This window comes from Enterobacter sp. CRENT-193 (genome assembly GCF_002787395.1).
In the GTDB taxonomy this organism is placed as follows: Bacteria; Pseudomonadota; Gammaproteobacteria; order Enterobacterales; family Enterobacteriaceae; genus Enterobacter; species Enterobacter hormaechei_C.
Window position 1 is genome coordinate 448,645 of sequence record NZ_CP024812.1, and the last position, 14,783, is coordinate 463,427.

10 protein-coding genes, 3 rRNA genes and 1 riboswitch are annotated in these 14,783 nt (G+C 54.7%); of the genes, 3 read left to right on the forward strand and 10 right to left on the reverse strand.

The genetic code is table 11. The features are described from left to right. Positions 1–127: 127 nt before the first annotated feature. From metA to CU081_RS02235, 4 genes are all read right to left on the reverse strand, one after another. Complete coding sequence (gene metA, locus CU081_RS02220) at positions 128–1,057, reverse strand: homoserine O-acetyltransferase MetA (RefSeq protein ID WP_003860360.1); 930 nt, start codon at positions 1,055–1,057, stop codon at positions 128–130. Between the two features lie 224 nt (positions 1,058–1,281). Further along, positions 1,282–1,397: ribosomal RNA gene (gene rrf / locus CU081_RS02225) — 5S ribosomal RNA — on the reverse strand. A 69-nt stretch (positions 1,398–1,466) separates the two neighbouring features. Beyond that, a 23S ribosomal RNA gene (locus CU081_RS02230) occupies positions 1,467–4,369 on the reverse strand. Between the two features lie 199 nt (positions 4,370–4,568). Further along, positions 4,569–6,110, reverse strand: a 16S ribosomal RNA gene (locus tag CU081_RS02235). Together the 16S, 23S and 5S rRNA genes form the textbook arrangement of a ribosomal RNA operon. A 563-nt stretch (positions 6,111–6,673) precedes the next feature. Here CU081_RS02235 and purH point away from each other — a divergent pair. Further along, on the forward strand, positions 6,674–8,263 hold the full coding sequence (gene purH / locus CU081_RS02245) for a bifunctional phosphoribosylaminoimidazolecarboxamide formyltransferase/IMP cyclohydrolase (RefSeq protein ID WP_058647313.1): 1,590 nt from the start codon (positions 6,674–6,676) through the stop codon (positions 8,261–8,263). A gap of 15 nt (positions 8,264–8,278) precedes the next feature. Continuing rightward, on the forward strand, positions 8,279–9,571 hold the full coding sequence (gene purD / locus CU081_RS02250) for a phosphoribosylamine--glycine ligase (protein WP_022650211.1): 1,293 nt from the start codon (positions 8,279–8,281) through the stop codon (positions 9,569–9,571). A gap of 46 nt (positions 9,572–9,617) precedes the next feature. Here the strand turns inward: purD and CU081_RS02255 are convergent, their stop codons facing one another. From CU081_RS02255 to nudC, 6 genes are all read right to left on the reverse strand, one after another. Further along, a complete protein-coding gene (locus tag CU081_RS02255; RefSeq protein ID WP_022650210.1) occupies positions 9,618–10,310 on the reverse strand; it encodes a DUF1481 domain-containing protein in 693 nt (230 codons plus the stop codon). Positions 10,311–10,321: 11 nt separating this feature from the next. After that, positions 10,322–10,594 carry a nucleoid-associated protein HU-alpha gene (gene hupA, locus CU081_RS02260; RefSeq protein ID WP_002445246.1) on the reverse strand — a complete coding sequence of 91 codons (273 nt, stop codon included), beginning with the start codon at positions 10,592–10,594 and terminating at the stop codon, positions 10,322–10,324. Between the two features lie 186 nt (positions 10,595–10,780). Next, a complete protein-coding gene (locus tag CU081_RS02265; RefSeq protein WP_003862310.1) occupies positions 10,781–11,371 on the reverse strand; it encodes a YjaG family protein in 591 nt (196 codons plus the stop codon). 41 nt (positions 11,372–11,412) lie between these two features. Further along, positions 11,413–12,084: a deoxyribonuclease V gene (gene nfi, locus CU081_RS02270; RefSeq protein ID WP_003862312.1), complete on the reverse strand. Its 672-nt coding sequence runs from the start codon at positions 12,082–12,084 to the stop codon at positions 11,413–11,415. A 9-nt stretch (positions 12,085–12,093) separates the two neighbouring features. Continuing rightward, complete coding sequence (hemE, locus tag CU081_RS02275) at positions 12,094–13,158, reverse strand: uroporphyrinogen decarboxylase (protein ID WP_022650209.1); 1,065 nt, start codon at positions 13,156–13,158, stop codon at positions 12,094–12,096. 38 nt (positions 13,159–13,196) lie between these two features. After that, positions 13,197–13,970: an NAD(+) diphosphatase gene (gene nudC, locus CU081_RS02280; protein WP_022650208.1), complete on the reverse strand. Its 774-nt coding sequence runs from the start codon at positions 13,968–13,970 to the stop codon at positions 13,197–13,199. A 95-nt stretch (positions 13,971–14,065) separates the two neighbouring features. Here nudC and CU081_RS02285 point away from each other — a divergent pair, with 95 nt between their 5' ends. Then, the gene (locus CU081_RS02285) at positions 14,066–14,563 is read left to right on the forward strand and encodes an Rsd/AlgQ family anti-sigma factor (protein ID WP_022650207.1); all 498 of its coding nucleotides are present in this window, start codon (positions 14,066–14,068) and stop codon (positions 14,561–14,563) included. Between the two features lie 54 nt (positions 14,564–14,617). Next, positions 14,618–14,727: riboswitch (TPP riboswitch) on the forward strand. The last annotated feature ends 56 nt before the right edge of the window (positions 14,728–14,783 follow it).

A 14,783-nucleotide genomic window follows, 5' to 3' on the forward strand; every position in this document is an offset into this window, starting at 1 on the left:
CAACTTCATGATTACTATAGAGTTAAAGTTTCCTGGTATGTTGAACAGGATTTCGGAAATAAAAAAGGCACCCGAAGGTGCCTGATCTGAATAGCTGAAACGCTTTAGGATCGTTTAATGCAGACGATTACTCCAGCGTCGGATTCATGTGGCGAAGATCGTACGGCGTAATCTGGTAGACGTAATAGTTGAGCCAGTTGGTAAACAGCAAATTTCCATGACTACGCCAGGTTGCCCGAGGCGTGTTTTGTGGATCGTTTTTCGGGAAATAGTTGTACGGGACATCCGGATTCAGACCCGCTTCAACGTCACGAAAATACTCTGCCGCGAGGGTATGCGGATCGTACTCAGGATGGCCGGTAACGAACGCGATGCGTTTGTCTTTACTGGCAAAGAGGTAGGCATCGCCGTCTTCCGTTTCGGCCAGAATTTCCAGGTCGGTATAATCGCGGATCAGCTGTGCCGGAAAATCGGCGTAGCGAGAATGGGGAGCCAGGAAAGTGTCATCGAAACCACGCGTCAGCAGCGCATGCGGGTGAAGGATGTGGTGTTCGTATACGCCAGAAAGTTTGTCGCTGCGGGTTTGCTTGGGAATACCATACAGGATATTCAATGCGGCCTGTACCGCCCAACAGACAAACAAGGTGGACGTGACGTGATCTTTTGCCCACTCCAGCACCTGCCTGATCTGTGGCCAGTAGGCAACGTCATTAAATTCCACCAGACCCAGCGGTGCGCCGGTGACGATCAATCCATCGAAGTTCTCATCGCGAATATCTTCAAAATTACAGTAGAAGTTATTCAGATGCTCAGCAGGCGTGTTGCGTGACTCACGCGCGTCAATGCGCAGCAGCTGGATATCAACCTGAAGCGGAGAGTTGGAGAGCAAACGCAAGAACTGGTTCTCTGTTTCGATCTTCTTTGGCATCAAATTAAGGATCAGCACCTTCAGCGGGCGAATTTCCTGACCAGAAGCACGCGAAGTTGTCATTACGAAGACATTCTCTTCACGCAAGAAATTGACGGCTGGTAGCTCGTCCTGCACCCGAATCGGCATAACCTTAAATCCTCACAGCATACGTATAAACGTTTAGACATCCAGACAGCTAACGATACCCAGAAACGGGGTTAATGTCGAGCCTGCAAGCGTAAGGTGAGAAAGTTTCAAGGAGGGGATGGTGCGGTTTGGTGCCCTCACCCCGGCCCTCTCCCACAGGGAGAGGGAGAAAAACAAAAGCAAAAAACCCCGCACCTTACGGTACGGGGTTCTTCTTGTTTGATGCCTGGCAGTTCCCTACTCTCACATGGGGAGACCCCACACTACCATCGGCGCTACGGCGTTTCACTTCTGAGTTCGGCATGGGGTCAGGTGGGACCACCGCGCTAAAGCCGCCAGGCAAATTCTGTTAATCTGTATCAGGCTGAAAATCGTGTCTGTCTCTTCGCCAAAACACCTTCGGCGTTGTAAGGTTAAGTCTCACGGTTCATTAGTATCGGTTAGCTCAACGCATCGCTGCGCTTACACACCCGACCTATCAACGTCGTCGTCTTCAACGTTCCTTCAGGAGACTTAAAGTCTCAGGGAGAACTCATCTCGGGGCAAGTTTCGTGCTTAGATGCTTTCAGCACTTATCTCTTCCGCATTTAGCTACCGGGCAGTGCCATTGGCATGACAACCCGAACACCAGTGATGCGTCCACTCCGGTCCTCTCGTACTAGGAGCAGCCCCCCTCAATTCTCCAGCGCCCACGGCAGATAGGGACCGAACTGTCTCACGACGTTCTAAACCCAGCTCGCGTACCACTTTAAATGGCGAACAGCCATACCCTTGGGACCTACTTCAGCCCCAGGATGTGATGAGCCGACATCGAGGTGCCAAACACCGCCGTCGATATGAACTCTTGGGCGGTATCAGCCTGTTATCCCCGGAGTACCTTTTATCCGTTGAGCGATGGCCCTTCCATTCAGAACCACCGGATCACTATGACCTGCTTTCGCACCTGCTCGCGCCGTCACGCTCGCAGTCAAGCTGGCTTATGCCATTGCACTAACCTCCTGATGTCCGACCAGGATTAGCCAACCTTCGTGCTCCTCCGTTACTCTTTGGGAGGAGACCGCCCCAGTCAAACTACCCACCAGACACTGTCCGCAACCCGGATTACGGGTCTACGTTAGAACACCAGCCATTAAAGGGTGGTATTTCAAGGATGGCTCCACGCAGACTGGCGTCCACGCTTCAAAGCCTCCCACCTATCCTACACATCAAGGACCAGTGTTCAGTGTCAAGCTATAGTAAAGGTTCACGGGGTCTTTCCGTCTTGCCGCGGGTACACTGCATCTTCACAGCGAGTTCAATTTCACTGAGTCTCGGGTGGAGACAGCCTGGCCATCATTACGCCATTCGTGCAGGTCGGAACTTACCCGACAAGGAATTTCGCTACCTTAGGACCGTTATAGTTACGGCCGCCGTTTACCGGGGCTTCGATCAAGAGCTTCGCGTTGCCGCTAACCCCATCAATTAACCTTCCGGCACCGGGCAGGCGTCACACCGTATACGTCCACTTTCGTGTTTGCACAGTGCTGTGTTTTTAATAAACAGTTGCAGCCAGCTGGTATCTTCGACTGATTTCAGCTCCGTCCGCAGGGACTTCACCTACCTATCAGCGTGCCTTCTCCCGAAGTTACGGCACCATTTTGCCTAGTTCCTTCACCCGAGTTCTCTCAAGCGCCTTGGTATTCTCTACCTGACCACCTGTGTCGGTTTGGGGTACGATTTCGTGTTACCTGATGCTTAGAGGCTTTTCCTGGAAGCAGGGCATTTATCACTTCAGCACCGTAGTGCCTCGTCATCACACCTCAGCGTTAAAAGGTACCGGATTTACCTGGAACCTCCGCCTACATGCTTAAACCGGGACAACCGTCGCCCGGCTGACATAGCCTTCTCCGTCCCCCCTTCGCAGTAACACCAAGTACAGGAATATTAACCTGTTTCCCATCGACTACGCCTTTCGGCCTCGCCTTAGGGGTCGACTCACCCTGCCCCGATTAACGTTGGACAGGAACCCTTGGTCTTCCGGCGAGCGGGCTTTTCACCCGCTTTATCGTTACTTATGTCAGCATTCGCACTTCTGATACCTCCAGCATGCCTCACAGCACACCTTCAACGGCTTACAGAACGCTCCCCTACCCAACAACACATAGTGTCGCTGCCGCAGCTTCGGTGCATGGTTTAGCCCCGTTACATCTTCCGCGCAGGCCGACTCGACCAGTGAGCTATTACGCTTTCTTTAAATGATGGCTGCTTCTAAGCCAACATCCTGGCTGTCTGTGCCTTCCCACATCGTTTCCCACTTAACCATGACTTTGGGACCTTAGCTGGCGGTCTGGGTTGTTTCCCTCTTCACGACGGACGTTAGCACCCGCCGTGTGTCTCCCGTGATAACATTCTTCGGTATTCGTAGTTTGCATCGGGTTGGTAAGCCGGGATGGCCCCCTAGCCGAAACAGTGCTCTACCCCCGAAGATGAGTTCACGAGGCGCTACCTAAATAGCTTTCGGGGAGAACCAGCTATCTCCCGGTTTGATTGGCCTTTCACCCCCAGCCACAGGTCATCCGCTAATTTTTCAACATTAGTCGGTTCGGTCCTCCAGTTAGTGTTACCCAACCTTCAACCTGCCCATGGCTAGATCACCGGGTTTCGGGTCTATACCCTGCAACTTAACGCCCAGTTAAGACTCGGTTTCCCTTCGGCTCCCCTATACGGTTAACCTTGCTACAGAATATAAGTCGCTGACCCATTATACAAAAGGTACGCAGTCACACCCGAAGGTGCTCCCACTGCTTGTACGTACACGGTTTCAGGTTCTTTTTCACTCCCCTCGCCGGGGTTCTTTTCGCCTTTCCCTCACGGTACTGGTTCACTATCGGTCAGTCAGGAGTATTTAGCCTTGGAGGATGGTCCCCCCATATTCAGACAGGATACCACGTGTCCCGCCCTACTCTTCGAGTTCACAGCAAGTGTGTTTTCGTGTACGGGACTATCACCCTGTACCGTCGGACTTTCCAGACCGTTCCACTAACACACAAGCTGATTCAGACTCCGGGCTGCTCCCCGTTCGCTCGCCGCTACTGGGGGAATCTCGGTTGATTTCTTTTCCTCGGGGTACTTAGATGTTTCAGTTCCCCCGGTTCGCCTCGTTAACCTATGTATTCAGTTAACGATAGTGTGTCGAAACACACTGGGTTTCCCCATTCGGACATCGCCGGGTCAAAGGTTCATATCACCTCGCCGGCGCTTTTCGCAGATTAGCACGTCCTTCATCGCCTCTGACTGCCAGGGCATCCACCGTGTACGCTTAGTCGCTTAACCTCACAACCCGAAGATGTTTCACTTCATGGTTGCGAAAATTTGAGAGACTCGAACACACATGAGCTGTGTGTCGTTTCAATTTTCAGCTTGATCCAGATTTTTAAAGAGCAAAACTTCTTAATGCACTCAAAAGTACATTCAGAAGTTCATCATTCATCAGACAATCTGTGTGAGCACTACAAAGGCAGGTTCTTTAAGGTAAGGAGGTGATCCAACCGCAGGTTCCCCTACGGTTACCTTGTTACGACTTCACCCCAGTCATGAATCACAAAGTGGTAAGCGCCCTCCCGAAGGTTAAGCTACCTACTTCTTTTGCAACCCACTCCCATGGTGTGACGGGCGGTGTGTACAAGGCCCGGGAACGTATTCACCGTGGCATTCTGATCCACGATTACTAGCGATTCCGACTTCATGGAGTCGAGTTGCAGACTCCAATCCGGACTACGACGCACTTTATGAGGTCCGCTTGCTCTCGCGAGGTCGCTTCTCTTTGTATGCGCCATTGTAGCACGTGTGTAGCCCTACTCGTAAGGGCCATGATGACTTGACGTCATCCCCACCTTCCTCCAGTTTATCACTGGCAGTCTCCTTTGAGTTCCCGGCCGGACCGCTGGCAACAAAGGATAAGGGTTGCGCTCGTTGCGGGACTTAACCCAACATTTCACAACACGAGCTGACGACAGCCATGCAGCACCTGTCTCAGAGTTCCCGAAGGCACCAAAGCATCTCTGCTAAGTTCTCTGGATGTCAAGAGTAGGTAAGGTTCTTCGCGTTGCATCGAATTAAACCACATGCTCCACCGCTTGTGCGGGCCCCCGTCAATTCATTTGAGTTTTAACCTTGCGGCCGTACTCCCCAGGCGGTCGACTTAACGCGTTAGCTCCGGAAGCCACGCCTCAAGGGCACAACCTCCAAGTCGACATCGTTTACGGCGTGGACTACCAGGGTATCTAATCCTGTTTGCTCCCCACGCTTTCGCACCTGAGCGTCAGTCTTTGTCCAGGGGGCCGCCTTCGCCACCGGTATTCCTCCAGATCTCTACGCATTTCACCGCTACACCTGGAATTCTACCCCCCTCTACAAGACTCTAGCCTGCCAGTTTCGAATGCAGTTCCCAGGTTGAGCCCGGGGATTTCACATCCGACTTGACAGACCGCCTGCGTGCGCTTTACGCCCAGTAATTCCGATTAACGCTTGCACCCTCCGTATTACCGCGGCTGCTGGCACGGAGTTAGCCGGTGCTTCTTCTGCGGGTAACGTCAATCGACAAGGTTATTAACCTTATCGCCTTCCTCCCCGCTGAAAGTACTTTACAACCCGAAGGCCTTCTTCATACACGCGGCATGGCTGCATCAGGCTTGCGCCCATTGTGCAATATTCCCCACTGCTGCCTCCCGTAGGAGTCTGGACCGTGTCTCAGTTCCAGTGTGGCTGGTCATCCTCTCAGACCAGCTAGGGATCGTCGCCTAGGTGAGCCGTTACCCCACCTACTAGCTAATCCCATCTGGGCACATCCGATGGCAAGAGGCCCGAAGGTCCCCCTCTTTGGTCTTGCGACGTTATGCGGTATTAGCTACCGTTTCCAGTAGTTATCCCCCTCCATCAGGCAGTTTCCCAGACATTACTCACCCGTCCGCCACTCGTCAGCGAAGCAGCAAGCTGCTTCCTGTTACCGTTCGACTTGCATGTGTTAGGCCTGCCGCCAGCGTTCAATCTGAGCCATGATCAAACTCTTCAATTTAAAAGTTTGATGCTCAATGAATTAAACTTCGTAATGAATTACGTGTTCACTCGTTGAGACTTGGTATTCATTTTTCGTCCGAGGACGTTAAGAATCCATGTCACTTTGAGTGCCCACACAGATTGTCTGATAAATTGTTAAAGAGCAGTGCAACGCGGCTTTCGCTCACCGTTGCGAGGTGGCGTATATTACGCTTTCCTCTTTCAGAGTCAACCCTGATTTTCAGGATTTTTTCTCTTCAACCGACCGGGTTGTTTGTGAAGTGATTCACATCCGCCGTGTCGATGGAGGCGCATTATAGGGAGTTCTCCGCAGGCCGCAACCGCTAAATGACAGAAAAATGACTGACTGCTGCATTCCACAGCAAAACCCCGCCTTATACCTTTTTACACACAGACTTATCCACAATGATACGAAAAAGTAAAAATGTGCGAGCGTTGCGCAAACGTTTTCGTTAAAATGCTCGCGCTTTACAAGGATGCCTCGTCAGGTGTGTTAGATGAGTTTTTCACAGGAAAATTCATCTAACGCTCTCTGTAATCGTGAAATCCAGGGGATTTACCATGCAACAACGTCGTCCAGTCCGCCGCGCTCTGCTCAGTGTTTCTGATAAAGCCGGTATCGTCGAATTCGCCCAGGCACTTTCCGCACGCGGTGTGGAGCTGCTTTCTACAGGTGGCACCGCGCGCCTGTTAGCAGAGAAAGGTCTGCCGGTAACCGAAGTGTCCGATTACACCGGTTTCCCGGAAATGATGGATGGACGCGTCAAAACCCTGCATCCGAAAGTCCACGGCGGTATTCTTGGCCGTCGCGGTCAGGACGACGCCATTATGGAACAGCACGATATCGCGCCTATCGATATGGTCGTTGTTAACCTCTACCCGTTCGCCCAGACCGTCGCCCGCGAAGGCTGCTCTCTGGAAGATGCGGTTGAAAATATCGATATCGGCGGCCCGACCATGGTGCGCTCCGCAGCCAAGAACCATAAAGATGTGGCCATCGTGGTGAAGAGCAGCGACTACAACGCCATTATTAATGAGATGGATGCCAACGAAGGGTCCCTGACACTTGAAACGCGTTTCGATCTCGCCATCAAAGCCTTCGAGCTTACCGCCGCCTACGACAGCATGATCGCCAACTACTTCGGTAGCCTGGTACCGGCTTACCATGGTGAAAGCAAAGATCCCTCTGGCCGCTTCCCGCGCACCCTGAACCTGAACTTCATTAAGAAGCAGGATATGCGTTACGGTGAGAACAGCCACCAGCAGGCTGCCTTCTATATAGAAGAAGAGGTAAAGGAAGCCTCCGTTGCGACCGCCCAGCAGGTTCAGGGCAAAGCCCTTTCCTATAACAACATTGCCGACACCGACGCCGCGCTGGAATGCGTGAAAGAATTCAGCGAGCCGGCCTGCGTTATCGTCAAGCACGCCAACCCATGCGGCGTTGCGGTAAGCACTTCTATTCTGGATGCCTACGATCGCGCCTACAAAACCGACCCGACCTCCGCGTTCGGCGGCATTATCGCCTTTAACCGCGAGCTGGATGCGGAAACCGCGCAGGCCATCATCTCCCGCCAGTTTGTCGAAGTGATCATCGCGCCGTCCGCATCAGAAGAAGCGCTGAAAATCACTGCGGCAAAACAGAATGTGCGCGTGCTGGTTTGCGGTCAGTGGGCGGAACGCGTGCCGGGCCTGGACTTCAAGCGCGTGAACGGCGGTCTGCTGGTTCAGGACCGCGATCTGGGGATGGTGAGCGAAGCCGATCTGCGTGTCGTCACCAAACGTCAGCCGACCGAACAGGAACTGCGTGACGCGCTGTTCTGCTGGAAAGTGGCTAAGTTCGTGAAATCCAACGCCATCGTCTACGCCAAAGAGAACATGACCATCGGGATAGGCGCAGGCCAGATGAGCCGCGTTTACTCTGCAAAAATTGCCGGTATCAAAGCAGGCGACGAAGGTCTGGAAGTGAAAGGCTCCGCCATGGCCTCTGATGCCTTCTTCCCGTTCCGCGACGGAATCGATGCGGCCGCTGCTGTGGGTATCACCTGTGTGATCCAGCCTGGCGGTTCAATCCGTGATGACGAAGTGATTGCCGCTGCCGACGAACACGGCATCGCAATGATCTTCACCGACATGCGCCACTTCCGCCATTAATTCCCGGAGCAGAAAATGAAAGTATTAGTGATTGGTAACGGCGGGCGCGAGCACGCCCTGGCGTGGAAAGCAGCGCAGTCTCCGCAGGTTGAAACCGTCTTTGTGGCACCGGGTAATGCCGGTACGGCGCTGGAACCCGCGCTGCAAAACGTCGCCATCGGCGTGACCGATATCCCGGCACTGCTGAGCTTTGCCCAGACCGAGAACATCGATCTGACCATCGTTGGCCCGGAAGCGCCGCTGGTGATTGGCGTCGTAGACGCCTTCCGCGCAGCTGGCCTGAAAATCTTTGGCCCAACGGAGGGTGCCGCACAGCTGGAAGGCTCAAAAGCCTTCACCAAAGATTTTCTCGCGCGTCATAACATCCCGACGGCGGAATATCAGAATTTCACTGAAGTGGAGCCTGCTCTGGCCTGGTTACGTGAGAAGGGCGCGCCGATTGTTATCAAGGCCGACGGTCTGGCCGCGGGTAAAGGCGTGATCGTCGCGATGACCCTCGAAGAAGCCGAAGCCGCGGTTCAGGATATGCTGGCAGGTAACGCCTTTGGCGATGCGGGCCACCGCATCGTGATTGAAGAGTTCCTCGACGGCGAAGAGGCGAGCTTTATCGTGATGGTCGATGGCGAGCACGTTCTGCCGATGGCCACCAGCCAGGATCACAAGCGTGTGGGCAATGGCGATACCGGCCCCAACACTGGGGGAATGGGCGCTTACTCTCCTGCTCCCGTTGTTACCGATGAGGTGCATCAGCGCACCATGGACCGCATCATCTGGCCAACCGTGAAAGGGATGGCGGCGGAAGGCAATACCTACACCGGTTTCCTTTATGCAGGCCTGATGATCGACAAGCAGGGTAACCCGAAGGTGATCGAATTCAACTGCCGCTTTGGCGATCCGGAAACCCAGCCGATCATGCTGCGCATGAAATCCGACCTGGTGGATCTGTGCCTTGCGGCCTGCGAAGGCAAACTGGATGAGAAAACGTCAGAGTGGGACGAGCGTGCCTCTTTAGGTGTGGTGATTGCTGCGGGTGGGTATCCGGGTAGCTACAACACTGGAGATGAGATCCACGGCCTGCCGCTGGAAGAGATTGACGGCGCGAAGGTGTTCCACGCCGGTACGAAGCTGGCTGACGATGACCGCGTGCTCACCAACGGCGGCCGCGTGCTGTGTGCGACCGCGCTGGGCCAGACCGTGGCAGAAGCGCAGAAACGCGCCTATGCGCTGATGGCGGATATTCACTGGAACGGCAGCTTCAGCCGTCAGGATATCGGTTATCGTGCTATTGCGCGGGAGCAGGGAGAGTAATTTCCCCTCACCCTAACCCTCTCCCTCAAGGGAGAGGGGACTTAAATCAAAAACTCTTTTCTGTCGGCTGCCAGGTGCAGAAATCTTCATTCGCCACCAGCAACAGCTGAGAGCCTTCCGGCGCTTCCAGCCATGCCACACTCACCTCCACAGATGAATGCCGCTGACGACGCTGAATGTGTTCGGTTGCCCAGGATTCAAGCTCAGGCTTCACCGTCTGCCCTTCGCAGGTGGTCACCGTGCCGTCGGCATGCCAGCGCCCCTGACGCAGCACCACGCGGCCCTGACGCAGCGCATCGCTGGTCTGGCGAAGTTGTTCAGCACGGTAGCGGTAGAGGGCGACCTGATCGCTGGAAAGCTGCTTTTTCAGTCCACTGACCTCATGCTGCATAAAGCTCAGCTCGCCGTGGTCGTCGAAACGCACCTTCACGTGTTCGGGAGTCTTACTGTAGATATTCAGTTCAATGAGCGACAGGGCATCGCCCTGCCAGCGGTATTCTGCGGTCGAGGTATTGCCGTTATGCCATGGGCTGAACGCGGTGAGCATATGGACTTCATCGCTGGAATCTTTGCGCCAGATCCTGACCGCACCCTGGTTGTCAGCGTAGCCGCTGGCGGTAAACGGGGGGAGTGAGGAATCATGACTACAGGCAGACAGCAACAGTACGCCTGCCAGCGCGAGCGGTCCACGCCAGAATGACAAAAGGGGCGTTGCCGCCCCTTCGTTAAAACTGTTCACTGCCACGCGTCTTACTTAACTGCGTCTTTCAGTGCTTTACCAGAAACAAATGCCGGCACGTTAGCTGCGGCGATTTTGATTTCTTTACCGGTCTGCGGGTTGCGGCCAGTACGCTCAGCGCGGTGGTTCACTTTGAAGGTACCGAAACCAACCAGTTGTACAGCATCGCCTTCTTTCAGAGACTCAGTAATAGCAGCCAGGGTAGATTCCAGAGCAGCTTTAGCCTGCACTTTAGACAGATCAGCCTTGTCCGCAATTACATCAATCAGTTGAGTCTTGTTCATAAGTTATCCTTTCAATGTGTTTATCGCTTGCTAAGCATCGAGTGCGACGAAAATGCCAAAAAAGCACTCTCCTGCATACACGCACCGATAGCCACTTTTTTTCGCCCCCCAAATGTAGACCAGACGGGGGGCGAAAGGGAAGAGTCGAGGAGCGACAAAACAGGCGTTAAATCACGTTTTGTTGTCTCATTGGTTAAAAATTATACCAATATTGCTCTCACCGGCCTCGCGCAGGTCCGCGCGCAGCCCTTTGATCAGCTCAATATCACGCTCTTCACACTCTGCCAGCAGGCGGAAAATCTCCCACTGAATGTCCCATTCCTGTTCTACCGCCGGGTTAGCACGCAGCTCTTCGTCGGTCATTTCACGGCCTTCCTGGGTCATTTCCAGCATCGCAACGGTGGTAATGGATGCCTTACTGACTTCAATGGCGTGTTCCAGGGTTTCACCGCTCAGACGGGAGTGGATCAGCTCGCTCAACGCCACACAGGCATCAATGGCCGGGTAGACGCCATACAGGTCGAAATCATCCGCAGCCGGAATAGCCTCTTCCAGCTTTTCGAGCTGAGAGTCAAAATTCACCTTCGCGTCTTTGACCGTCAGCGTCTCCCAGATTAAATCCAGGATACGACGATAAATCTGGCCTTCGCCAAACGCTGTCTGCTTGCAGAACGCGGCATAGTTGGGATACATGCGCTCGCACAGGCAAGCCATAAACGTCACGTGCTGCCAGCTTTCCAGCTTTTCAAGGCGCAGATGAATCGGGTTTTGTAACATGATGATGTCTCGAATCGAAAATTAGCCGCAGTTTACCTGAATCACGGCTGAATTTCCTGCCAACGAATGAATGCCGGACGTGAAGAGGCCACGGCGTCAGCCCAGCGGGTTGGCTCCGGTAAACGGTAGCCCTTCATACAGCGTTGCACCCACGCCAGGGCGCTGTCCATGCTCACCCGATGCCCGGTTGCGATAAACAGCGGGTTGCAGCGCGCTTTACTGCGCCAGACCCACGCCAGCTGCTCGCCTTTATGAATAAGCGGCGCCAGCGCGCCCGGTTCGGCAGAGAGCGGCTCAAACGCGCCGCACAGGCGTTTTTTCGCCACGCCGATGGTCGGCACGTCCACCAGCAGACCAAAGTGGCTGGCAACGCCTAAGCGACGCGGATGGGAGATACCATGCCCATCAACAAACAGCAGGTCAGGTTTTTGCGAGAGTTGTTCCCAAGCGGCCAGCAGCGCGGGATATTCGCGGAAGGAGAGAAAGCCGGGGATATAGGGCATGGTGGTGGCGATACGCGCCACCTTGTACTCCACCAGCTCCAGCGACGGGTATTTCAGCACCACCATCGCCGCTCGCGTCACTTCACCGCCCTGCTCAAACCCGACGTCCGCCCCGCCAATGTACCGCGGAGGGTCCGTATCCAGACGATCCTCACGGATCACCGATGAAGCCAGTTCGATTTGCTGAGCGCGTAGCGACGCGAGATCCATAACCACTCCTTACTTATGATACTGGGCAGAAAGCCGATGCACCGCCTCCACAAATACGCCTGCGTGTTCAGGCGGCACATCCTGATGAATGCCGTGGCCGAGGTTAAAGACGTGGCCTTCACCCTGGCCGAAACCAGACAGTATAGTCGACACTTCCTCTTCGATACGGGCAGGCTGTGCATAGAGCATGGACGGGTCCATGTTGCCCTGAAGCGCCACTTTGTCCCCCACGCGACGGCGCGCATCGGCAATATCGGTGGTCCAGTCGAGGCCCAGCGCGTCGCAGCCGGTGGCCGCCATCGCTTCCAGCCACTGGCCGCCGCCTTTGGTAAACAGCGTCACCGGCACGCGACGGCCTTCGTTTTCACGCAGCAGGCCATCGACAATTTTGTGCATGTAGTACAGGGAGAACTGCTGATAATCACGTCCGGTCAGCACGCCGCCCCAGGTGTCGAAAATCATCACCGACTGCGCACCTGCTTTAATCTGCGCGTTGAGGTAGAGCGTGACGCTCTTCGCGAGCTTGTCGAGCAGCGCATGCAGGGCCAGCGGCTCGGCGTACATCATCTTTTTGATGACGGTAAAGGCTTTGCTGCTGCCGCCTTCCACCATGTAGGTGGCCAGCGTCCACGGACTACCGGAGAAGCCAATCAGCGGCACATCGCCTTTGAGCTCGCGGCGAATGGTGCGCACGGCGTTCATCACATAGCCCAGCTCGCCTTCCGGATCGGGGATCGGCAACTTATCAACGTCGGCTTTGCTTTTGATCGGTGAGGTAAAACGCGGGCCCTCGCCGGTTTCGAAATAGAGCCCAAGGCCCATCGCATCCGGAATGGTGAGAATGTCCGAAAAAAGAATGGCGGCATCGAGCGGGAAGCGGCGCAGCGGCTGGAGCGTCACTTCACAGGCCAGCTCGGCGTTTTTGCACAGCGACATAAAATCGCCCGCCTGCGCGCGCGTGGCTTTGTACTCTGGCAGATAGCGTCCCGCCTGGCGCATCATCCACACCGGGGTGACATCAACGGGCTGGCGCAGCAGCGCACGCAGATAACGATCGTTCTTCAGTTCGGTCATTTTGCAGTTCCTTATTGCGTCAGTCCGTCAGTGTAACACTACTCATACTCGGCCCGACACATTGCCACGGTATCTTCTATCAGGCGACGCGCCACCGTTCCCGGCGGGGGCAGCAGCGGTAAATCGTCGTAGCGATACCAGTTCGCCTCCAGCAGCTCTTTCTTATCGATAACAATCTCGCCGCTGTCGTATTCCGCCATAAACGCGGTCATCAGGGACATCGGGAACGGCCACGGCTGCGACGTCACATAGCGCAGGTTTTTCACCTTAATGCCGCTCTCCTCCATCACCTCACGCGCCACCGCCTGTTCCAGCGTTTCGCCGACTTCCACGAACCCGGCGAGGACAGTATGAATGCCGTTGCGATGACGGGTATGCTGCGCCAGCAGGATGGAATCATCACGGCGGATGGCGACAATGATGCACGGTGCGATTTGCGGATAGTAGCGTTCACGGCAGTGGCCGCAAAGCATTGCCCACTCGGTTTTGCTCGGGTGCATGGTGTGGCCGCAGTAGCCGCAGTATTTGTGCGAGCGGTAAAACTCCGCCAGCTGCACGCCGCGCCCCGCCAGCTGGAACAGGCCGACATCCCGATCCAACACCTGACGAACGGATCCCATATCCTGACGACGAGCCTGTAGGATCAACCATACCGGATCGCCCTGCCACTCGCCGATCCGCAGCGCAGGTTGGCCGACGAGATCGAAGATTTCTGCCGCACCGTAGGGTATCTCCCCACCGGGCAGCCACAACTTTTGCTCGTGACTGACGATCCACCAACCCAGATCTGATTTTTCAATAATACGATCCATATCTATTGCACTACCTTCGCTTCACTGACATGTTGTTAGCATTGTGGTTACATTTTGGATAAGCAGATCCCATTCTAAACCTTATGGAGTCGACCATGTTAAACCAGCTGGAAAGCCTGACTGAGCGCGTTGGAGGAAGTAACACCCTGGTGGATCGCTGGCTACATGTGCGCAAGCATCTCCTTGTGGCGTATTACAATCTGGTCGGTCTTAAGCCTGGCAAAGAATCCTTTATGCGGCTGAACGAAAAAGCGCTGGATGATTTTTGTCAGAGCCTTGTCGACTACCTCTCCGACGGCCATTTCAACCTTTATGAACGCATTATCCGCGAAATGGAAGGGACAACGCCGTATTTAGCGGCCAGTAAACTCTGTCCGCTGCTGGAAGCCAACACCCAGCGGATCATGGACTACTACGATTCCGCGCTGGAGAACGCTATCGATCACGATAACTATCTTGAGTTTCAGCAGGCGCTTTCCGACCTTGGCGAAGCGCTGGAAGAGCGATTCACGCTGGAAGACAAGCTCATCGCCCTCGTGCTGGACAACAACCTGAATATCAGCACCAGCGATAACGTTGCGCGCCCTGCTTGAGTTCTTAATCGTTAACGAGTAATTTACAACCATTCGCCCCTCTGCGGAGGGGGATTTTTCTTGTCGGAGTGCCCAGTGTGAAAGCACGGGCTGAGACCGTTAATTCGGGATCCGCGGAACCTGATCAGGTTAATACCTGCGAAGGGAACAAGAGTCACACTGCTGTTGTATCGCCCCTGAGGCGATCTTCTCTTGCTTCATCCGTCGTCTGACAAGCCAT

What these genes read in the sequence shown, in the direction of transcription:
- metA (WP_003860360.1), bottom strand. Translation starts at nt 1,057, where the DNA reads ATGCCGATTCGGGTGCAGGACGAGCTACCAGCCGTCAATTTCTTGCGT.
- CU081_RS02285 (WP_022650207.1), top strand. Translation starts at nt 14,066, where the DNA reads ATGTTAAACCAGCTGGAAAGCCTGACTGAGCGCGTTGGAGGAAGTAAC.
- nfi (WP_003862312.1), bottom strand. Translation starts at nt 12,084, where the DNA reads ATGGATCTCGCGTCGCTACGCGCTCAGCAAATCGAACTGGCTTCATCG.
- purH (WP_058647313.1), top strand. Translation starts at nt 6,674, where the DNA reads ATGCAACAACGTCGTCCAGTCCGCCGCGCTCTGCTCAGTGTTTCTGAT.
- purD (WP_022650211.1), top strand. Translation starts at nt 8,279, where the DNA reads ATGAAAGTATTAGTGATTGGTAACGGCGGGCGCGAGCACGCCCTGGCG.
- hupA (WP_002445246.1), bottom strand. Translation starts at nt 10,594, where the DNA reads ATGAACAAGACTCAACTGATTGATGTAATTGCGGACAAGGCTGATCTG.
- CU081_RS02265 (WP_003862310.1), bottom strand. Translation starts at nt 11,371, where the DNA reads ATGTTACAAAACCCGATTCATCTGCGCCTTGAAAAGCTGGAAAGCTGG.
- nudC (WP_022650208.1), bottom strand. Translation starts at nt 13,970, where the DNA reads ATGGATCGTATTATTGAAAAATCAGATCTGGGTTGGTGGATCGTCAGT.
- hemE (WP_022650209.1), bottom strand. Translation starts at nt 13,158, where the DNA reads ATGACCGAACTGAAGAACGATCGTTATCTGCGTGCGCTGCTGCGCCAG.